18 protein-coding genes and 3 tRNA genes are annotated in these 19,903 nt (G+C 64.6%); 5 read left to right on the top strand and 16 right to left on the bottom strand.

All coding sequences use genetic code 11. The features are described 5' to 3' along the window. Nucleotides 1-268: 268 nt before the first annotated feature. Nucleotides 269-739 carry a hypothetical protein gene (locus DQ353_RS19150; RefSeq protein WP_146755342.1) on the bottom strand — a complete coding sequence of 157 codons (471 nt, stop codon included), beginning with the start codon at nt 737-739 and terminating at the stop codon, nt 269-271. A 301-nt stretch (nt 740-1,040) separates the two neighbouring features. Between DQ353_RS19150 and DQ353_RS19145 the strand changes: the two genes are divergently transcribed. Together DQ353_RS19145 and DQ353_RS19140 are read left to right on the top strand one after the other, a co-directional pair. Next, nucleotides 1,041-2,057, top strand: a complete 1,017-nt coding sequence (locus DQ353_RS19145; RefSeq protein ID WP_113764781.1) for an ImmA/IrrE family metallo-endopeptidase — start codon at nt 1,041-1,043, stop codon at nt 2,055-2,057. Nucleotides 2,058-2,394: 337 nt separating this feature from the next. Beyond that, a complete protein-coding gene (locus DQ353_RS19140) occupies nt 2,395-2,661 on the top strand; it encodes a DUF7218 family protein (protein WP_113764780.1) in 267 nt (88 codons plus the stop codon). Nucleotides 2,662-2,825: 164 nt separating this feature from the next. Here the strand turns inward: DQ353_RS19140 and DQ353_RS19135 are convergent, their stop codons facing one another. The 8 genes from DQ353_RS19135 to bcp form a co-directional block, all read right to left on the bottom strand. After that, nucleotides 2,826-3,011 carry a CsbD family protein gene (locus DQ353_RS19135; RefSeq protein WP_113764779.1) on the bottom strand — a complete coding sequence of 62 codons (186 nt, stop codon included), beginning with the start codon at nt 3,009-3,011 and terminating at the stop codon, nt 2,826-2,828. 154 nt (nt 3,012-3,165) lie between these two features. After that, complete coding sequence (locus DQ353_RS19130; protein ID WP_113764778.1) at nt 3,166-3,765, bottom strand: hypothetical protein; 600 nt, start codon at nt 3,763-3,765, stop codon at nt 3,166-3,168. Nucleotides 3,766-3,817: 52 nt separating this feature from the next. Continuing rightward, nucleotides 3,818-4,315 (bottom strand): PRC-barrel domain-containing protein, encoded by a 498-nt coding sequence (locus DQ353_RS19125; protein WP_113764777.1) that lies wholly within the window; start codon nt 4,313-4,315, stop codon nt 3,818-3,820. 413 nt (nt 4,316-4,728) lie between these two features. Further along, the gene (locus tag DQ353_RS19120; protein ID WP_146755341.1) at nt 4,729-5,064 is read right to left on the bottom strand and encodes a hypothetical protein; all 336 of its coding nucleotides are present in this window, start codon (nt 5,062-5,064) and stop codon (nt 4,729-4,731) included. Nucleotides 5,065-5,301: 237 nt separating this feature from the next. Beyond that, nucleotides 5,302-6,783, bottom strand: a complete 1,482-nt coding sequence (locus DQ353_RS19115) for a malate:quinone oxidoreductase (RefSeq protein WP_113764775.1) — start codon at nt 6,781-6,783, stop codon at nt 5,302-5,304. Nucleotides 6,784-6,876: 93 nt separating this feature from the next. Beyond that, nucleotides 6,877-8,718 carry an ABC transporter substrate-binding protein gene (locus DQ353_RS19110; RefSeq protein WP_113764774.1) on the bottom strand — a complete coding sequence of 614 codons (1,842 nt, stop codon included), beginning with the start codon at nt 8,716-8,718 and terminating at the stop codon, nt 6,877-6,879. A gap of 139 nt (nt 8,719-8,857) precedes the next feature. Beyond that, nucleotides 8,858-8,939: transfer RNA gene (locus DQ353_RS19105), tRNA-Leu, on the bottom strand. 90 nt (nt 8,940-9,029) lie between these two features. Next, the gene (gene bcp, locus DQ353_RS19100) at nt 9,030-9,527 is read right to left on the bottom strand and encodes a thioredoxin-dependent thiol peroxidase (protein ID WP_113764773.1); all 498 of its coding nucleotides are present in this window, start codon (nt 9,525-9,527) and stop codon (nt 9,030-9,032) included. A gap of 241 nt (nt 9,528-9,768) precedes the next feature. Between bcp and DQ353_RS19095 the strand changes: the two genes are divergently transcribed. After that, a complete protein-coding gene (locus tag DQ353_RS19095) occupies nt 9,769-9,972 on the top strand; it encodes a hypothetical protein (protein WP_113764772.1) in 204 nt (67 codons plus the stop codon). 4 nt (nt 9,973-9,976) lie between these two features. Here DQ353_RS19095 and DQ353_RS22435 read toward each other — a convergent pair whose 3' ends face one another. Continuing rightward, on the bottom strand, nt 9,977-11,482 hold the full coding sequence (locus tag DQ353_RS22435; protein WP_286166921.1) for an AAA family ATPase: 1,506 nt from the start codon (nt 11,480-11,482) through the stop codon (nt 9,977-9,979). A 95-nt stretch (nt 11,483-11,577) separates the two neighbouring features. Further along, nucleotides 11,578-11,650 (bottom strand) — tRNA-Lys (locus DQ353_RS19085). 498 nt (nt 11,651-12,148) lie between these two features. On the opposite strand from DQ353_RS19085, the gene DQ353_RS19080 reads away from it, so the two are divergent. Beyond that, nucleotides 12,149-14,716 (top strand): hypothetical protein, encoded by a 2,568-nt coding sequence (locus DQ353_RS19080; protein WP_181578505.1) that lies wholly within the window; start codon nt 12,149-12,151, stop codon nt 14,714-14,716. 1,527 nt (nt 14,717-16,243) lie between these two features. Here DQ353_RS19080 and DQ353_RS19075 read toward each other — a convergent pair. Then, nucleotides 16,244-16,316, bottom strand: a tRNA-Lys gene (locus DQ353_RS19075). Between the two features lie 243 nt (nt 16,317-16,559). Here DQ353_RS19075 and DQ353_RS19070 point away from each other — a divergent pair. Then, nucleotides 16,560-17,501: a 2-hydroxyacid dehydrogenase gene (locus DQ353_RS19070; protein ID WP_113764770.1), complete on the top strand. Its 942-nt coding sequence runs from the start codon at nt 16,560-16,562 to the stop codon at nt 17,499-17,501. Nucleotides 17,502-17,616: 115 nt separating this feature from the next. Here DQ353_RS19070 and DQ353_RS19065 read toward each other — a convergent pair whose 3' ends face one another. The 4 genes from DQ353_RS19065 to DQ353_RS19050 form a co-directional block, all read right to left on the bottom strand. Next, a complete protein-coding gene (locus DQ353_RS19065; protein WP_113764769.1) occupies nt 17,617-17,877 on the bottom strand; it encodes a GlsB/YeaQ/YmgE family stress response membrane protein in 261 nt (86 codons plus the stop codon). A gap of 364 nt (nt 17,878-18,241) precedes the next feature. Then, nucleotides 18,242-18,667 carry a hypothetical protein gene (locus DQ353_RS19060; RefSeq protein ID WP_146755339.1) on the bottom strand — a complete coding sequence of 142 codons (426 nt, stop codon included), beginning with the start codon at nt 18,665-18,667 and terminating at the stop codon, nt 18,242-18,244. A 62-nt stretch (nt 18,668-18,729) separates the two neighbouring features. After that, entirely contained in the window at nt 18,730-19,068 is a 339-nt protein-coding gene (locus DQ353_RS19055) for a LapA family protein (protein ID WP_113764767.1), read from the bottom strand. Nucleotides 19,069-19,429: 361 nt separating this feature from the next. Then, a complete protein-coding gene (locus DQ353_RS19050) occupies nt 19,430-19,894 on the bottom strand; it encodes a hypothetical protein (protein ID WP_113764766.1) in 465 nt (154 codons plus the stop codon). Between the last annotated feature and the right edge of the window lie 9 nt (nt 19,895-19,903).

Below are 19,903 nucleotides of genomic sequence, written 5' to 3'. Positions count from 1 at the left end.
GCGCCTCCACGGCGAAATCGGATACATCCCACCCGTGGAAGCAGAAACCAATTACTACTCAAACCTGCCCGCCATCAAAACGATGGAACGGGTCTAATAAACCCTCCACCAAACCCGGGGCTTGACACTCCCTGCTAGATGTGCTGGTGGTGACGTTACCGAAGGTACAGGTCAGAGGGGAGTGGAAGGACGGTTTCCGGGACGGATTTTCTTGGGACACCGGAAGGGTGTTGGGAAAATCGATACAGCCTTCCTTGAAGAAGCAGGGCTACATGGCCCGGCCGGTGCGCAGGTCGATGGAGGCAACATGGATTCCGCCCACGTACACGTTCAGGTCCCCGGTTCCCGGCAGGGCATCGCCGCCCGGGACGGTGCCGGAGATGTCGATGCGGAATTCCGGGGCATGGGGCGCCGGGAAATCCAGGATCTTGTACATGCCGTCGCTGGACTCGGCTTCTGCGGCCGGGGAAACCGAGATCGTGCCCCAGGCATCCAGATAGCCCAGATCGATGCACAGGGTGAGCGGTTCGTTGATTCCGGCGACCGAGCGGATCTCGATGGACAGCGCGGCGGCGCCCCCGACAGCGGCGGAACCTGGTGTGTGCACGGTGACCGCGTAGCCGCTTCCCCAGATGGACTCGATGCCGTCCAGCCCGTCGATCCCGGGCAGGTCCGGATCCAGCGGGGTCGAATCGGGCAGTTCGGGTTCCTGCCCCGGAGCTCCGGGGAACATATCCATCGTGCTTCCTCTCGTTCCCGCCCGCGTGGGCCGACTGCCGTTGTCGGGTGGATTCCCTCCCTGCCACCGTCTCGCTCCGCGCCCCGGGCGTCAAGTACCCGCGGCACCGAAAACGCGGCCCGGATTCCGTCCCCGAGCGCAGGGGACCGGCGGGGTGCCAACGGACGGAAGCCCGGTGGGCTTCCTTTACACGCCGCCGGTCGGTGGTGAATGCTGTCCCTAGTGCCGCAACGGCACTCCCGCCGTCCCAGGACCGAGGCCGGCGGGCCGAAGGATGAATGCGTGAGGAGCGTGGGGACTGGTGGAAGGAATCCGCTTGCGCGTCCAGGACGCCATGCAATCGCACAACGACGGCCTGACGCAGGCGAAGATGGCCCGTGCAATCGGCATGGGCCGCGATGCGCTCAGCCGTTCACTGAGCGGGCAGCGGAACTTCAGCGCCACCGAGCTGGCGAAGCTGTCCAAGGTGCTCGAGGTGTCGCTGAGCTGGCTGGTCACCGGGGATCCGCGCCCCGAAGGGCCCAATGGCCGGGTCGGGCAGGGCGAGGGCTGGAAGCACGATTCCGTGGCGGAAACCGTGGCCTTCCCCGCCGGGGCGTATCGGGAGGTGGGGCTGTCCACCGGGACGGTGCCGCAGCTTGAGCCCGGCCTGGGCCCCGAGGAGGGAGCGGCAGCGGTCGCGACGTTGCTGAATGCGGCCCTGGGCCAGGACTTCGTGCACGACCTGCCCGCGGCCATCGAGCGGGCCTACGGGATCGGGGTGTTCGTGGCGGCCGAGGGGCCGGCGTTCGACGCCCGGGCCATGCGGAGCCGCGACGTCACCTACATCATGGTGCGCGGCACCGGTGCCTGGTACCAGGCCAACCTGGTGCTCGCCCGCGAATTGGGCGCGCTGCTGGGCGGACGCCATGAAGACATCGGCATCCGAACGCAGGCCGAGGACGGCTGGGCCCGCGACTTCGCCCTGTCGCTGTTGTTGCCCGCCGCGAGGGTGCGGTCGATCGACTGGAACCGGCAGACCCCGCGCGGGCTTGCCGGGTTCCTGTGGGAGTCCGGGGTCTCGGCCAAGGCGCTGGCGCACCGTCTCGACGTGCTGGGCATCGGCCGCGGCCCGGCGCTGGTGCATGCCGACGAGGGGACCCTGCAGTTGCTGGTCTGGCAGGATCCCGAGTGCCTGAGCCACCACCGGGCCAGGGCGTACCGGGCCCCGCGGATTCCGGCCGACCTGTTCGGTGCCCACCTGTTCGGCATGCGCCGCGGCGTGGTGGACGGGTCCTCGTTGGCCTGGATGCTGGACACCCCGCTGTCCGAGCTTTGAGCGCGCATCACCGGAAGGCCGCGATGCAGGCCGAGGATGTGCGGCATCGCGGTGGATTCCCCCGGTGTCATCCGGCCCCGCGCATCTTGCTGCCGGCCGGTTCCTGCCTTCGGCCTCGGCACCTGCACCCCGGCTGGGACATCGCCGTGCCTGGGCCATCGGTTGACCGCCGTCTTGCGCCTCCCCGCGGCCGGGTGGTTGGAGAGTCGTGGCGCGGGCAGTAGCGTGGCAACCACGGACAGGGGAAACGCCCCTCGGCGACGCCCCGGGATCGGTGGATCGCCCTTGAACCAGCGGGACACCGGCCCGCACCAACCCATCGGGAAGGGAGCACAGCTTGCCCAAGGACAAGACCCCACAGATCAAGGACGACGAGCTGTACGAGAAGCTGCGCGATGAAGGAAATTCCAAGCAGAAGTCCGCGCGGATCGCCAATGCGGCGGCCAAGGAAGGTCGCTCGGCCGTGGGGAAGCGCGGTGGAAAGGCCGGCGACTACGAGGACTGGACCGTGCCTGACCTCAAGGCACGCGCCAGGGAAATCGGATTGCGCGGATATTCGAAGCAGAGGAAAGACCAGCTGATCGAGTCCCTGCGCAATTCCTGAGAGCAGGTTCCGGAAGATAGGCACCTCCGGGCACGACGGGCATATCGGCGCCGGCTGACCTGCCTCGCAAATGGCAACACGGGTCGATCGAGGCTCGACCTGCGGTCGGGACCACGGGGTCCGACCCGTTGGAGGGTTGGCACCCGTGGTCCCTTTTGCGGCGGCTACTTGCGGTTGCTGTGCCTGACCTTCTCCTTGAGCTGTTCGCCGGCCTCTTTGGCCGCGGCCGCCGCCCGGTCTTTCAGGCCCTCGGTGCGCAGGCTTTGATTATGGATCGCGTCGCCGGTCTTTTCCTTGAACTTGCCGACGGTCTCCTTGGCCTTGTTGCTGATCTTGTCCCCGAGTCCCATGGGGGTGCTCCTCCCGCTGTGGGGCAACATGATGGCTGTGGTTGGTGTGGGAAGGCGCCCGGGGGCGGGCCCGGGACATGTTCCCGCCGGTGAATGCTTCGGCGCCCGCTGTTCCCTCCTTGTCCGTGGCTTCCCGGCACCCCGGCGACCTGCGCTAGAGGGCCTGGCTGCCCTTGTCGATGCGGCGGTGGTAGTGCATGCCCGATTGCCCGCCGAGGATGGCGGCCAGCAGGGGAACCGCCACCGCGATGGCCAGCACGATCCACCCGATCGGGCCCATGTTCCATTGGAAGGGAACCATCGGGCTGCCGTTGAGCTGGTTCCATGCGTCGAAGGCGTTGCCGGCAAAGAGCGAGAGGACGGCCACGACGATTGCGACGATGATCGCCCAGATCCACACGGCCACGCCCTGGCGGACGCCGTTGAAGCGGGCCATGCGGCCGGCGACGTAGCCGCCGCAGAAGTAGGCGGCAAACAGCACGAGAACCAGGACGGCGGCGGAGATCCATGCGGCAACGCCCGGATTCCGGGTGATCTGCTCCGCCGCCGAGCCCAGGTCCGTGTGCGTGGCCAACCCGACCCCGGCACCGAAGGCCGTGATCAGGGCCGTGAGCAGCACGCTCATCCCCATTGCGACGACCCAGCCGAAGAAGGCGCTGCCGACCTTGACCCCGCCGAACTCTCCGCTTTCGCGGGAGAACCTCTCTCGCGCGCGCTCGTTGGCGGTGCCGGATCCTGATGCTGTGGTTTCCATCGAATGACCTCTTTTCGGATCGACTTCGGACGATGGCGTGGTGGGCCGGGCCTCAGGGCTCCGGACGGTCCACGCCGCCCGGGGCGGGGGTCTGGGCTCCATCGGGTGTTGTGCGGTGCCGGCCCTGCGCCGTCCCACCCGGATTTGTCGGGTTGCGGTGGAGCGCTCCCGTCCCCTGGCGGTCCGGGGGATGGCTGGCGGACTCCGGTTCCCGGTCATGGCCTCGGCCGAGACCGGCCTGTGAATAGTATGCGTAGAGCCGGTCCTCGTCTTCGGGTGAGAGGCGTCCGAGCGCATCGATGTGCGGTGCTTCCTTGACGAAGTGCCTGGGAAATTTCACATAGAGCTGGCCGTGGGAAATCTCTGCTTCAGTGAGCGGCACAATATTCTTCCGGGATCCGAAGAGCCCGGTGTTGACTGTGGCAAAATGCGCCAGGTCGGTGCCGTCGTCCAGGTAGACCTGGCCGAGAGTTCCAATCTTTTCCCCGTCCGAGCCAAACACGTCGGTCTTGGTTTCGATCAGGGGCCTGAGGTCGTCATGTTGCAACATGGCGTTTCCTTTCCCTGCTGTTTACGCAAGCGATTCCCGGCTCGCCGTGCAGCCCCGCGCGGGGTCGAACCGACCACATGCCGGTTGCGGAACCATGCGGTGCCGCGCTGCGGGAAACCGCGATCTGCCGCCGTTCCTTGGGGCGCATCGTGGAAAACGGTGGAAATACCGCTACCGCCTGTCCGTCCATGTTGCTAGCAAAACACCGCCAACGACGCAGATCAAGACCGTATTGGGCGGCCCGGGAACGATTCTCGGAACCGGGTTGCGGTTGTAGCCAAAATTCCAACTCGTTGCCGCGCGGGACGGTACTGACTATGCGGAAGGGTGCGTGCCGTGGTGTTTCCGTGGCCGGTGTCGATCCTTCCCGGGTCGCGGACCGAAATCTGCCGCGGACCCGCGGAGGCCAAGGTCTACCCGCCGGAGCCCGGATCCATGGCCGCGTAGTACTTCTCGAGCATGTCCTTGGCCGCATCGTTGAGCTCGGCGGCCGGGTCGATGTTCGGGGCGTGCTTGATGACGTCCTTGGGGAAACGGACCTGCAGGTGGCCGTCGGTGAACACCGCGCCCTCGAGCGAGACCAAGGCCTCCTCGGAGCCGAAGAGCCCCAGATGGATGCTGACGAAGTCGGCGTCGCCGGTGCGCACGTCCATGAAGATGTTCCCCAGCGTGCCGACCTTCTCCCGCGCCGGCCCGTAGACGGTGCTCTTCGCCTTCTTCAGCGCATTCAGGTAGCCGTGGCCAAGCATTGCGGTGTCCTCACCGGATGGGCCTCCCGGGCGCGGCCGCCTGCACCAGCTGGTGCAGGTCAACAAGCCGCAACCGATCAAGGCAAGCAAGATCATGGCAGGCACGTTCTCCCGGGCATCCACCTCAAGCAAAGCACCGCGCGCGCGGCCTTTCAAGGTCCGGAGTCCCGAGATACGGCCAAGGCCCGGCCCCCGTGATCGGGGACCGGGCCTTGGCAGCAAAGCCGGAGCAGTGAATCAGGCGAGTTTGAGGACCTTGTCGGTCTCGGCGCGCACCTCTGCGTAGAGGGAAGGATTCTCATTGAGCTTCACGCCGTAGGACGGGATGATCTCCTTGAGCTTGGACTCCCAGCCGGAGAACTGCTTCGGGAAGCAGCGGCCCAGCAACCCGATCATGATCGGGGTCGCGGTCGAGGCACCCGGGGATGCGCCGAGCAGGCCGGAGATGGTGCCGTCCTCGGAGGTGATGACCTCGGTGCCGAACTGCAGCACCCCGCCCTTCTTGGCGTCCTTCTTGATGACCTGGACGCGCTGTCCAGCGGTGATCAATTCCCAGTTCTCACCCACGGCCTCGGGAAGGTACTCGCGCAGCGCGTCGTCCTTCTTGGTTCGGGACTTGAGCACTTCCTTGATCAGGTACATGGTCAGGTCCAGGTTGTCCTTGCCCACGGCCAGCATCGGAAGGATGTTGTGCGCGCGGATGGAGAGCGGCAGGTCCAGCAGCGAGGAAGTCTTGAGGAAGTTGGTGGAGAATCCGGCGTAGGGGCCGAACATCAGCGAACGCTTGCCGTCGACGAAGCGGGTGTCCAGGTGCGGCACGCTCATCGGCGGGGCGCCGACCGAGGCCTGGCCGTAGACCTTGGCGTGGTGCTGGTCGATGATGGCATCGTCGGTGCAACGCAGGAACTGCCCGGATACCGGGAAGCCGCCGAAGCCCTTGATTTCGTCGATGCCTGCCTTCTGCAGCAGGCCCAGGGCGCCGCCGCCGGCACCCACGAACACGAACTTGGCCTTGACTGTGCGCTTGGCCTTGGTGGCGTTGTCGCGGACCGTGACGGTCCATCCGGCGCCGTCGCGCTTGATGCCCTTGACGCGGTGGCCGTAGTTGACCTCGGCGCCGTTGGCGGCGAGGTCGTCGGTCATCTGGCGGGTGAGCGAACCGAAGTCCACGTCGGTGCCGGAGGCGACGCGGGAGGCTGCCACGCGCTGGGACCCGTCGCGGCCGTTGGCCACCAGCGGGGTCCAGGACTTGATGGTGTCCAGGTCCTCGGTGTGTTCGATCTCGTTGAACAGCGTGTTCGGCTTCAGGGCCTCGTAGCGGGTCTTGAGGTACCTGGCGTTGTCCTCGCCGATGACGAAGCTCATGTGCGGCAGCGCGTTGATGAAGGTGGACGGATCGCCGACCTGCTTGTTTTTCACCAGGTGCGAGAAGAACTGGCGCGTGACCTGGAACTGCTCGTTGATGCCGATGGCCTTGGCCGGGTCGACGGTGCCGTCGGGGCCCGCGGCGGTGTAGTTAAGCTCGCACAGGGCCGAGTGGCCGGTGCCGGCGTTGTTCCATGGTGAGGAGGACTCGAGGCCGGCCTGGTCCAGGTTCTCGAAAAGTCCAATGCTCCACCCCGGCTCCAGCTGCTTGATCAGGGTTCCGAGCGTTGCGCTCATGACACCGGCGCCGATGAGGACGACGTCGAATGATTGGCTGGTGGATTCAGAAGGCACGAGGGGTTCTCCATTGAAAGTTCTTCTAGACTCTACGCAAGGCTAGCTTGATGCGGGGGTCTCCAGGAAATTGGCGGCTTGACACCAATGGTATTAAGTGTTGAGTTTCACATCCGAGAAGACTTCGTCCAGCACCGGGGACGAGGGGTAGTTCTTCACCGTGTCATTGAATGCCAGCGCGGAGATCGGGAAGGCCAGCGGCAGCGCCGGCAAATCCCGGGCCAGGGTGTTGGACAGATCCTCGTAGGCGGCCACGCGTGCCTCGCCGGCGGGCATGGATCGGGCCAGCAGCACCTGGGCGGTGAGGATGGGGGAATCGTAGTCGAATTGCCGGTTGTTCGAGGAAAACAGCGCGCCCATGAAATCGTCCGGGTCCCGGTAGCCGCCGTTGAAGCCCAGCAGGTGCAGCCCCGGCATGTTCCCCGAGCGGACCTTGGACACGTAGCCGTCGGTCCAGTCAATGGGCACGGGCCGGATCTTGATGCCCACCAGTGCCAGCTGCCGGGAGATTTCGGCGTAGATGAGCTCGGGCAGCGGCAGGTAGGCCCGGGAAATGTTCAGCGGATACAGGAACGGGATGGGGGTGCCGTCGTAGTCGCAGGATTCGAGCAGCTCCTTGGCGCGCTTGGCGTCGGGCCCGTAGTAGGTGTCGGAGGTCTTGATGCCCAGCGAGGCCGGCAAAAAGCCGCGGGCCTCCTTGGTGCCGGAGATGAAGAACTGCTCGATGATCCTGTTCCGGTCGATGCCGTGGGCGATCGCGCGGCGGAACTCGTCCTTGGCCAGCCACTCGTTGGTCCGGTTCATGCCCAGGTAGGTGACCGAGTACGGGTCGCGCTGCACGATCAGCTTGCCCTCGCGCACCAGCTCGCGCAGGCCCGTCACCGTAACCATGTCGAAGCCGTCGATTTTCTTCCGGCCCAGTGCGCCCAGGCGCGCGGACGGGGTGCGGATCTCCTGGAAGATCACCAGCGTGGGGGAGGTGGTGTTGGCCGCGACGGCGTCCGCGTCCCAGTAGCCGGGGAAGGAACGCAGCGTGATGGCCCCGTCCTTCCAGGACAAGAATTTGTAGGGCCCGGTGCCCACCGGGTGCGCGGAAATCGCCGAATCGGTCCGCCCCGACTCCGGTGCTGCGGCCAGCGCCTTGGGCGAGGCAATGGCCAGGCCCGGCAACGAGAGCGCCTCGATGAGGCCGGTGATGGGCTTGCGCAGCGTGAGCACCACGGTGTGGGTGTCGGCGGCCTTGATGGATCCGAAGTAGCTGGCGGTCCCGCCGGTGTTGGCGCCCACGAAGGGGTCGTCCTTGAGTTGCTTGCGCAGCGATTCGAGCAGTTGGAGCTGCGCGGCGTGGTGGGCAACCTGCTGCGGGTCGACGATTTCGTCGCCGTTGGCATCGAGGGTCGGTTTGGGTTCGGGGATGGTCTTGGGCAGCACCGGGAGCTGGTCGTTGGGTCGAAACACCTGGGTGAAGCCCTGGTCGGAGTTGGCGCGCACGTCGGCGGGCAGGGCCACCCAGTGCTCGAAATTGGTGACCACTGCCGCCGCGTCGAAGTCGGTTCCGTCGTGGAACTTGACCCCGCGGCGCAGGATGAAGGTGAATTGGAGCCGGTCCGGGCTCACGATCCAGTCGGTGGCCAGCAGCGGGATCGGGGTGCCGGTCTCGCGGTCGACCCCGATGAGCCCCTCGTAGACCTGGCGGGTGACGCGGAACGTCTCGTTGTCCCCGGAGATTCCCGGGTCAAGGGTCAGCGGGTCGGCGGCGGAGCCGAAGTGGAAGGTGCGGATGACCGGTTCGGTGCTGGCGGTGGGGCTCGGGGGTGCCGGGGTTTCCTTCGGGACGCAACCGGCCAGGGCCAGGGCGCCGAGCCCCAGGCCCCCGGCGAGGAAGGCACGGCGGGTGGCGCTCGGTGGTTGAAGGCTGTGCGGCTGGCTTGGCACCAAAGACTCCTCGTCAGTGTTTTGGGCTCCACGATCGTGGCTGGCCGCTGCCGGTTGTTAACGAGCAGGGCCCCCGAAATCATCCGGGGGCCCTGCGCGATGCCGCTGGTCCCCAGGGGGGATGCATGCGGCTCGGGAGTGCGAGCGGGGGGACTTGAACCCCCACGTCCGAAGACACTGGAACCTAAATCCAGCGCGTCTACCAATTCCGCCACGCTCGCAAGGCAGCGAACCGCTTTCGAAGTTCGGCAGGAATCAGTCTAGCGGAGATTTTCGGCCCGATTTATCGCTTTTGGGCTGAGGGCGGAACTTTATTTGGGGTCAATACCCAAATCACGACGCAATTTCGCAACGTGCCCGGTGGCACGCACGTTGTACTGCGCCGCCTGAACGATTCCGTTCTCGTCAACCACGATCGTTGAGCGGATCAGGCCCTCGTAGGTGCGGCCGTAGTTCTTCTTCTCGCCCCAGGCCCCGTAGGCCGCGGCCACGGCGTGGTCCTCGTCGGCCAGCAGCGGGAAGGTCAGTTCCTCCTTCTCGGTGAACCTGGCCAGCTTGGCCGGGGCGTCGGGGGAGATGCCCACGACCTGGTAGCCGGCGGACGCCAGGGATTCCAGCGAGTCGCGGAAGTCGCAGGCCTGCTTGGTGCAGCCTGGGGTGGAGGCGGCCGGGTAGAAGTACACGATGGTCTTCTTCCCGCGCAGCGAGGACAGGGCGAGCTCCTGGCCGCGGGCATCGGTCAGGGTGAAGTCCGGTGCGGTGTCTCCGACGGACAGGCGGACGGCTTCGGCGGTGGTGTTCTCACTCATCGGTGTGGGTGCTCCCTAGGGTCTTGGGGTGGCGACGGGTTCTACCAATGAGCCTATCTCGAATGGGGAGCGGCAAGCCCGTGGCTGACTGCCGGCAGCATGCCGGTGGTTCAGGTCCGTGGCAGTAAGGCAGGGTCCAGGGGCTCCGGCGGCGGCGGTAGGCCAATCGTTGGTGTTTGGGGATCAAGGCCCTAACATTAGTGATTGAGAGACATCAATCATTGAAGTGAGGGCCGGTTTCATGTCCAAGAACAAATCTTCCGCTTCGTCCGCGGGCTTCGCCCTGCCCAAGGCGCTCGTTGCCCAGCGCGTGGCGTTCGCGGCATCGGGTGCCGCCGGGACACACGAGGACCAGCTCTCCCGCATCCATCGCACCGGCTCGACCAATCGGGTGGGCTCGCGCTCCGCACGGACGCGTGCGGCCATCCGCAACGACGGCCGGTGACGGACTAGGCCGACGGGCGACTGCGGTTCTGCCGAGGCGCTTGGAGATTCAAGGGTTTCATGACCAGCCCATGGATCCGGGCACTTCCGGGGCGATCCCGGGCTCGAAGCCGAAGTGCCCGTGGGCCGATTCCCCTTCCTGGTTCGAGACGTTCTCCCCGGCGCCTCCCGGCAGGCTGCGGGTCAGCGACGCGGCATCCGACGTGCTCGGTGGCCGCCGCCGACAAATGTGCATCTCCCGGCTCCTCGCCGACCAGGGCCGCAAGCAGGATGGCCCGCCGGGTCAGCTCCCTGGCAAATGAGGCGGTGGTCCCGTCGATCTGCTTGGCGATGGACCCAATGGTCCGCGCAGAGGGGTTGAGCCGGCGCCCGTAGAGCTCCAGCAGCGCGCGCCGGGCCGCCGTGTCGGGACGCGGCAGTGCGACGGCAAGGTCGACGCGTCCCGGCCGCTGCACCAGGGCCTCCTCGAGCAGTTCCACGCGGTTGGTGGTGAGCAGTAACGCCACATCCGCATCGGTGTCCAAGACGTCCATGGCATCGAGCACCTCGAAGAGCAGAGGCTGGGGCCCATGGCCAAAGCTCCTGTCCTCGGCAACGAGGTCGCAGTCCTCGAGTACCACGATCGTCGGCTGTGGCGCGCGCGCCATGCGCGCGGCCTCGCTGACGAAGGCAAGGGTGTTTCCCGAAAGCAGGATGACGGTGTGCCCGGCCGCGGCCGAGGCCAGGTAGCGCACCGTGTGTGTCTTGCCGGTGCCCGGAGGGCCGTAGAGCAGCACACCGCGCTTCAGGTGGGCTCCGTGCGCCAGGAGCTTTTCGCGGTGCTCACCGACGCCCAAGACCTGTGCCTCGATCCGCTCAAGCGTCCCCGGTGGCAGCACCACGTCGCCGGCCGCCACGTTTGCGCGGCGGTGGAAGGTGATCCCCGCGGCGGAGGAGGAGTAGTCGTTGGCGGTGAAGGAAATGACGCGGCCGCGGAGAATGCTGTTTTCGCGCAGGCTCGTCTTGAAATCCCTGATGAACCCATCCACGGCATCCGGGCTGGTGCCAAGCACTTCCATGGTGGCGAGTAGGCGCCCGTACTGGGGATTGACTGGCCGCATCAGCACCACCAGGGGATTGCCGGCGCGGGTGAAGGGGAAGAAGCCGAAGGGGACTATTCGGCGTTCCTCGGCCGGGCCGACCGAAACGGTTTCATCGTCCGGTTCACCGAGCCACCCGGCATGCATGCCGTTGCCGGCCACGAGGTCCGAGAGATCCAGGTGGTGGCGCTGCTGGCCGGCCAGGCCGTGGATCCTTGCGCCGGGGTCGGCCCCAGCCAGGCCATCCAGGATCCCGGAGGCGTCGGCGAGCCGGTGGGCGGGAAAGGGTTCGACCACCACGGGCAGCCGTCCGGGTTCCGTGCCGAGGTGCGCTGCGACGGTCGGCAACAGCGGGGTGCGGCCGATGATCTCGGAGGCCAGGGTCGTGAGCCTGGAAAAACCGCGAAGGAAGGATGCCAGCTCTTCGTCCATGACCGAGGCCTATCAGCGGGCTCCAGCGGTTCGGGCGACGTCAGCGGGAAAACGAAAGGCCCGACCTGTCGGAACAGATCGGGTCTTTCTCACCGTGCACCCCTCGGGACTTGAACCCGAAACCCATTGATTAAGAGTCAATTGCTCTGCCAATTGAGCTAGAGGTGCTTAGTCGCTTCGGTCAGCGCCCCATGCGGAGCCCGTCCTTGCGACGCAGATAATCATAACCAGAAAGTGGTGTGGAAATAAAATCCGTGATTCCATGGGCGCGCGGCATGCTGAATACCGTGATTTCATGCGGAATTCAGCACCTTTCCAGGTGCGAAACATGATGCTTTTGTTCCTTCGGGGACGAAAAGGGTTTTGTGATGGTGAGCACAGTTTGCGATTCGGGCCTCTTTCGTGACTGAGCAGCCCGAACGAGTCGCCTTCCAGGCATGGTCCGAGGCCGCATGTTTCGCCCGGGCCCCGGAATCTTGCACCCATCACCACTTTTCTGGCCTTCATCATTGTCCGTGAATAACTCGCTACTAGTCAGTCGGTGAAACTGTCACGAATTGTAGTAATGTTCGTGACGGCCGGCATAGGGAGAGCGCTCGTGCGGGCCAACCGACTCGCAGGCACAGTTCGGGGCCACGGCCTCTTGGGGGAATCATCTTGAGAAAAATGACCGCAATATTGATGGCGATGATCGTCGCTTTGGCAGGGGTTCTTGCCGCCGGCGGACCTGCCGCCGCCGTGACGGGGGCGTTGAGCCTGAGTGCCCAGTCGGCTTCGCCCGGCGACAGCTGGGTGCAAATGACGGCCACGGCAAAAGGGGTAATCGGCAAGAAGATCATCCTGCAGATGCAGTCGGGCGCAACGTGGAAAACGGTTCAGAGTTCTGATTGGACGGTGGATTTCGATGGTGAAGAAATCGTGTTCGATCATGTATTCACCGATTCCGGCTCCAAGACCTTCCGGGCGGCCCTCAGCTCCGGGACGACTGTCTCAAGGGCAATCACTGTCGCATCGCCGATTCCTACGCCACATTTGAAGCTGACCGCCACTGCTCCGGGCCTCGGCGCAACATTTGTTTCGTTCAACGTGCTCGGCAACGGGTTGGAAGGACATCAGGTTCGGCTTCAGGTGCTGCGCGGGTCCACGTGGGCGACCGTCGGCACGAGTGAACAGTTCTACGGCCACTTTGACGAGGAAATCGACCTCGAGGACGAGCTGACTTCTTCAGGAAAGTTCTCTTACCGCGCAGTTGCCTTTCAGGGCACAACTGCCAAGTCGGTCTCAAACATCGTGACGGTCACCTCGTCGATCCCGATGCCCAGCCTCAAATTGACGGTGCAGCAGCCGACCCAGTGGGACACTTTTGCAAGCTTTAATGTCCAGGGTCGAGGACTGGCGGGGAAGAGCGTCAGCCTTCAGGTGCTCCAGGGCACGGCATGGAAAACGGTGGCGACATCCGGAGCATTCGACGACCCCTTTGATGCCCAAGACGAATTGAGCCACGATGTGACCGCTCCAGGAAAGTTCTCCTACCGTGTGGTGGCTCTTTCAGGTAGCAAGGTCGCGACGGTTTCCAACACCGTCGTCGTCCTCTCTTCGATTCCGATGCCAACCCTGAAGCTCTCGTCAGCTCCCCGCCAGATGTGGGAGAACCAAGCCAGCTTCACCGTGGTTGGGTCGGGCCTGCTGGGGCAGGCCCCGGTCCTTCAGCGGCTCGTCGGCAAGACCTGGACAAAGGTTGGATCCGGGGAGAGGTTCGGCGACCACTTCGCGGAATCCGTGGAACTGGACTACAAACTCACCGGCAACGGGACCCATTCTTTCCGAGCCGTCATCCTGTCCGGCACTAGCGTGAAACACACATCGCCGATCCTGAAGCTCGCCTATCATGCACCAACCAAACCTAAACTCCAGCTCGTCATCCCCGACAAGAAGATCAACGTGGCTTTCGTCAAGGTGTCCGACGGGCGCGGATTGACCGTCAAGCTTATGCAAATCGCCGGCAAGGACGTGACGTTGTGGAAGGCGTCGAAGCCCGCCACTGCCAGCAACTACACGCTGCGCATCCCCTTCAAGCTAGCCAAGGCCGCGAACATTGAACTTCGGGCCGAAGGCGCCAAGCCCGGCCAGGGAACCGCCTACTCGTCCGCGGTGGGGTACCGCGCCGTCGCCGGAAAGGGGCCATCGAAACCCTTCGTCAGCATTCATGCCAGCGGGCAGCAGCACAACCCCAAGAAGACGTTGAAAATTCAAGGCGATCTGCCCAAGGGCGGCGTTCTGTCCGTCCAGGCTCTGAAGGGCAAGACCTGGAAGCAGGTATGGACGCGCAAGATTGCCACCGAGGGATACTCCGCCAGCGCCAGCTTCACCCTTCCGAAGGAAGGAACCGTTGCCCTGCGCGCGATAGTCACTCGAGCCGGAAAAATCCAGGCAACATCCAAGGCAACGACCGCGAAATACACGAGGAAGACCACGAAGGGCTACCTGGGTGGATGGGGGAACCTGTTCCAGGATGCCGAGGGGAACATTGCCTCCGGCGATCGGCGTTCGGATTCGGTGCAACTCAGCTACGTCCTCTCCGCAAGGACCGCCTACCTCCAGCAATACCGCGGCGGCAAGTGGAAGAACGTGCAGAAGGTGACCCTGAAAAAGGGCAAGTACGGCGATGCCACCGGCCGATTCACGACCCCGAAGGAAGCTGCAACCGTCTCCGTCAAGTACCGGGTTCGGGTATCCGAGACTGCCTATGAAAAGCCCTGGACCAGCCCGTCCACGAAGATCAAGCACATGAACCCGAAACACTACAAGGGGTACATCAAGACCGCCCATGACTACATGAAGCGTTACTGCCCGAACCAAGTCGTGGTCTACGCGCCGAAGAGGTTCGGGGGACAGCTCAACTACACCAGCACCGCTTGGTACCCGTCCTACCGCATTGAAATGTCCCCGAACTATTCCAAGGGCGGCGGCATGAAATTCGTGGCCCTGCACGAATGCGCCCACATCCGGACATACAAACTCGCGGTCAAGCTGCACGGGGAAAACGGCATGGACAAAATGGAGGCCCGGCTGAACAAGATATACGGCCGGAACAATGGCGGCGGCTCAGAGCAGGTGGCTGACTGCATGGCCAAGACCATGGGTGGGGACATCCGAAACGCCGGCTACACCAAAAACTGCTCCGGGAATCGCGGGACCGCCGCCAAGAGAATCCTTGCCGGCAAGATGCCGTAGCCAAATGGTGCTGTAGAGGCCCGGAACGGTGTCCTGGAGCCCGAGTCGAGCCGGATGCACCAGAGCAGCTCTCGGGCTCCGTCCGGGCAACAGACAGCAATTATCACCGGCAGGTCCTCAAGGGGAAACCCTGGACGAGGCCGCTCGACGGCCGAGGCCACCAGCAGGGCGCGAGCCCTCCGTGTGAGGCGTTCTATCATCGGCCCTGCATCCTTGGGGACGCGCAGGGTTGCCGCCGCACGCTGGTGGGAGGCCACCAGCATGAAGCGCGAAGGTGAAGTTGAGGGGGCTGTGGGCCGTTGCGGGTTTGGGGATCTGCAGCGGCCTGCACGGATGGCTTCGATACGGTGCCGGGAGCAGGGGCGTTGCAACGGGTTCGGGATTGATGTCGAGGCCGCAACCGTGGAAACGCGGTATGCACCAACGCGAGAGGCCGAATCCCGAACCGCTTGCAGTCCTGCCGCAGGATCGGAAGCGCCGTCGGAACCGCTTCGCTCCTGCGGCTAATTATCCCCGGGAGTTTCATCGACGCGAATCTTCTCAGTGTCGATGCGATCCGCACGCAACGGATTGCCTTTGGCCCCGGGCAACTCCCGCGCCTCAGTCGTCGCACGTTGCCGGAGTTCCATCGGAAGGCAAGACCCGCCGCCACGGCACGCCGTCGTCGAGCCGTGCAACAAGGCGACCGGACCAGCGTGCGCACCCAGGCCCGTCAACCTTCCAATCCTGCCGCAGCCTGTCATGGCATCCGCAGGGATTGATACATTGCGCGGAGTTCCTCCGCCAGATCCATTCACTTCCTTCGTCGGATGCGGGATGGCTGATCGTCCCGTCGTGCATCTTGGCGAGGGTCGTCGGTTCCGCCATCGGATCGAGGTGGGCGAGCTGGTGACCGGGACGTAGACCTCAGCGGCAACCAGGGAGCCGGTGGGCATTCGCCGGCAGCAGCGCCACGGGACCGCTTCACCGCGCAAGATTGCCGGCACCGGGTTGTTGGCGAGGCCCACGGGTTCCGAGCGCCCGGAAGCGAGCGAACCGGCGGGCCAAGCAAACGGACTGGCCACCGAAGGCCCTGACCAGCCATCCACCGCTGAGGGAATCCGTGCCGGCCGGGCCGAGCCTCTCGAGCCGCCGGCTGGTTCCATCGCGGGGACTTCCACAGGCGCGGAAATGGCCACACATCAACCAGTTCGGTGACCCCGTTCGAACGCAGCAGCAGAATCACCTAGGTTTACATGCCGGGTGGAATGGCCGACCGTCAATACCAGTGGCGCTGCCTGGCCGTCGGACTACTTGACCTTCGCTGGGGCCCTGTCGCAGGACCGTTCTCGAAGCGTCATTCGGGGCATCGTCCCAAACAGCCGAGGTTCCGCGACTGGTTTCTCGCCGGTCCACTGAATTCTGGACCAATTTCTCACTCGGTCGGTCCGGCGGACGCGTTCAACGAGCGTGCCGCGGATGCCTCGTGCGGGTTCCGGGGAAAGCAGAAGGCCCGGTTCGCTTTGGCAAACCGGGCCTTCTTGACTGTGCACCCCTCGGGACTTGAACCCGAAACCCATTGATTAAGAGTCAATTGCTCTGCCAATTGAGCTAGAGGTGCGGCTGTTGTTTCGCTGGGAGTTCGTGGCTCCCGCGCTCTGCAACGACATGAAACTCTACCAGCTTGCCGGCCGAATGCAAACCGAAACGATGGTTTGCGATTGACGTCACAAATATCGTCTTGAGTTGGGTCGTTGCAAGGTTCCGGATGCCGGCGGCGGTGCCGCGTCATATGCGCACGCATTTATGTCCATGCAGCGTTTCGTCCTTGGGTCGGCCCATTACGGCGACCTACGCTGGGGGCATGAAGCCGATTCGCGTTGTGACCTTTCCCAGCACCCAACTGCTCGAGGCCGTTGGCCCGTTGCCCGAAGGCCTCGTGGCCGGCATCTGGGACATCGAAGGGGATCCGGTGGGTGTGGAGCTGGACGAGATCGACGTTGCGGTGTTTCCATACATGGCGAACTTCTCGATGCTGCAGGGAATCAGGCGGGCCAGGAACCTGAAGCTGGTCCAGACGCAGACCACCGGATATGACGGCGTGCACGACCTGGCCGGTCCCGGCGTTTCCGTGGCCACCGCGGCCGGCGTGCACGCGGCCTCGACGGCCGAGCTGGCCGTGGGCCTTGCCATCGCCTCGTTGCGCGGCCTCGGGGAGTCGGTCCGCGACCAGGCGGCCAGCCACTGGAACCCGACCCGCTGGCCCGGCCTGGCCGACCGCAAGGTCGCCATCGTGGGCGTCGGGGGAATCGGCGAGGAGATCCGCAAGCGGCTTGATCCCTTCGAGGTCGAGCTGAGCCGCTTCGGCACGCGCGCCCGCACCGATGAGCACGGGGAAATCCTCGCGGTCGACAACCTGCTGGATCACGCCAAGGACATCGAGGTGCTGATCCTGATCGTCCCGCACAATGCCGGCACCCACCACCTGGTCGACGCCGAGCTGCTGGCCGCACTGCCCGATGATGCGGTCATCGTGAATGTCGCCCGTGGCCCGGTCGTGGACACCGATGCGCTGGTTGCCGAGCTCAAGACCGGACGGCTGCGCTGCGCGTCGGATGTCTTTGACCCCGAGCCGCTTCCGGCCGACCACCCGATCTGGCAGTTGCCCAATGCGCTGATCGTTCCGCACAACGGCGGGAACACCGAGGCCTTCCTGCCGCGGATGACCGCGTTGCTCAAACGGCAGATGGTCGCGTGGGCCCAGGGTGAGCTTGGCGAAAACCTCGTGGAGCGACCGCGGGGCTGAACTGCGAGCCGTGCTGCGGGGCAAGATCGCAACCCGCCGCTCGGCAGTTAGAAGACAAATGGCGGTGGGTGCCCCGGTTGAAAACCGAGGCACCCACCGCCAGCTTTGCCTGGGTTTAGGCCTTCTTGCGCGTGAGGAAGCCCCAAATAACCAGGACGATCAGTGCGCCGCCGATGGCCAGGAGCCAAGTGGACAGCGACCAGAAGCTACTGATCCCCACATCGAAGATCGCCGACCCGATCCAGCCGCCCAGGACGGCCCCGACCACGCCCAGAATCAACGTGGCAATCCAGCCGCCACCCTGCTCGCCCGGCTTGATGGCCTTGGCGATGGCGCCGGCAATGAGGCCCAGGATGATCCAACCAATGAAACCCATGACTTTTCTCCGTTCGGATGAAGGTGCAGTTTCAGCATCATGGTGGCGATGCTTGTTGCGAGACTACAGGCATAAACATTCCAATGGCCAGCTTTTTAGTTAATCGTTATCTTGGCTTGTTTGTGTTGCCCTTGTGGTGCACAATGACGGTCGTTATTCGATAGCTATCAACTAAACGAGAAGCCAAAGTCAATTGCGGCATGTCCAAGCCAAGACGGTTATACCGTGCGGTAACCTACGCGCCGCATGGTTCGTTCCCGGACTGGGTGGCGGCGTGCGGAGCGGGCCAGAAGCGGCAACTGCCAAGCGCACCGACGACCGCTGCCAAGGCCATCGACTTTGGCGGCGGTCCTCCGGATTGCTTCTAGTGTTTTTCGTCGGAATCCGCAGTGGCATCATTCCCGGGTGCCGGCTTCGACCCGCGGTAGGCCACCGGCTCGCTTCCGTGCGATGCCCTTCGTACTGCCACCGCGACAAGAACGCCGACGGCGGCGAGGATGGCCAGGCATGTCAGGGCCCTGCCCTTGCCCCGATGCCGGGTTCCGGCCTTGCGCTTGGCGTTGACCAGAGACTTCTCGATCGCCTTGCGTGCGCGGCGGGCCGTTTTTCGGTTGCCCGTCACGGTGGCAATCACCTCCTCCGAAGCGTGGGCCAGCGCGGCTGGATCCAGCCGGTCCACGGCGCTGCGCACCGAATGCTCCAGCTGTTCCGGGTAATCCTTCTTCGCCTTTCGCGCCCAGAGCGCCAGGTGGTCCTGGATGGATTTCATTTGCTTTTCGAGGTCAGACACGTCAGATCCTTTCCTTGTGGCGTGATCTTTTGCTTCTCGGGAACAGGTCGTCGGTCCAAGGTCTATGGACCGTTTTTGGCTCGGGCCTTGTTGGCGGTGTGGGCGCGGGCCCGCAGCTGGATGATGCGCACCGCACCGGCGATCGACACCACGACGGCGCCGCCGACAGCGGCAATGAGCATGGCCACGCCAAGTGCCAGCTGTCCCTGGAACCCCAGGAAATAGACGGCGACTTGATCTTGGTTCTGCACCATGAAAATGACCAGAAGAATCAAGACCGCGACCGCGACCACCGTGGACGTCCAAATGACGGCTGCTCGTGTTCCGCCGACCGGTGCCGCGGGGGCGGGCGATGGTGCGGGCCCGTTGGTGGCCTCCGGCTGCAATGATTCGTTACCCATGTTCTTCCCCGTTTCTCTTGCGGTTTTGCCGCCGCGATCGGGTGGGGCAATACCTGGTGGGAACAAAGATCTATGGAACAAACCTATGCTTCCCGGGTGGGTGAGACAAGGGCGCACCGATGCACAGCGTCCGTTGCCCGTTGGCGAGCTCTGCGTGGGAACTTGCCGGCGACGCCTTTTCTAGGGAATGCATCTGGCGCGATCGAGGATGGCGCCCGCGGGGGAGCCGGGGGGCTGGAATTGCCGGCGCAGGTTCCCCGCGAAGGATCGCGACGCGGGCAGCGGCAGTGAAAACAAATGCCCTGGCTCCCGCAATCGCGGAGGCCAAGGCATCAATCAAGGGCTTGTTGGATGTTCGAAACTACTGCGGTGCTTCGACCGCGGGGTCAAGGCGGTCCATGAAACCGTCCATGAAGTCCGCGAAGTCGGCCGCATCGTCGTGCTGGGCCAGCAGGCCGCAGGCCGCCGGGCCCTCGGCCCCCGGGATGTTCAGCGACAGCAGGGCCGGGACGTTGAAGCGATAGACGCGTCCGGTGCTGGTGCCCACCTCGTAGCCTCCGTCGCGCACCAAGGCCACGTGCGAGACATTGGTGTTGTTCACCGACACCGCGCGCTCGGAAGGGCACAGGGTCCTGGGGTTCAGCGGGCACAAGATGAGTTCGGCAGGTTCCCGGCGGAAGCCGATCACCTTGAGTCCCGCGGAGCCGGACGTGCCCGCGGCTGCCACCAGGTTGTAGCTGCCGAAGTTGGGGATTTGAGCATCGAAGGCCTCGTGCAAAAGCTGCTTGAGGATATCGTCACTGGATTCAACGTTGAGTGTCTCCATGCCACCCAC

This window comes from Arthrobacter sp. AQ5-05, assembly GCF_003287975.1.
GTDB lineage: Bacteria > Actinomycetota > Actinomycetes > Actinomycetales > Micrococcaceae > Paeniglutamicibacter.
Note: the sequence above shows the minus strand (reverse complement) of the source record. Positions and strands in the feature narration are given on the sequence as shown.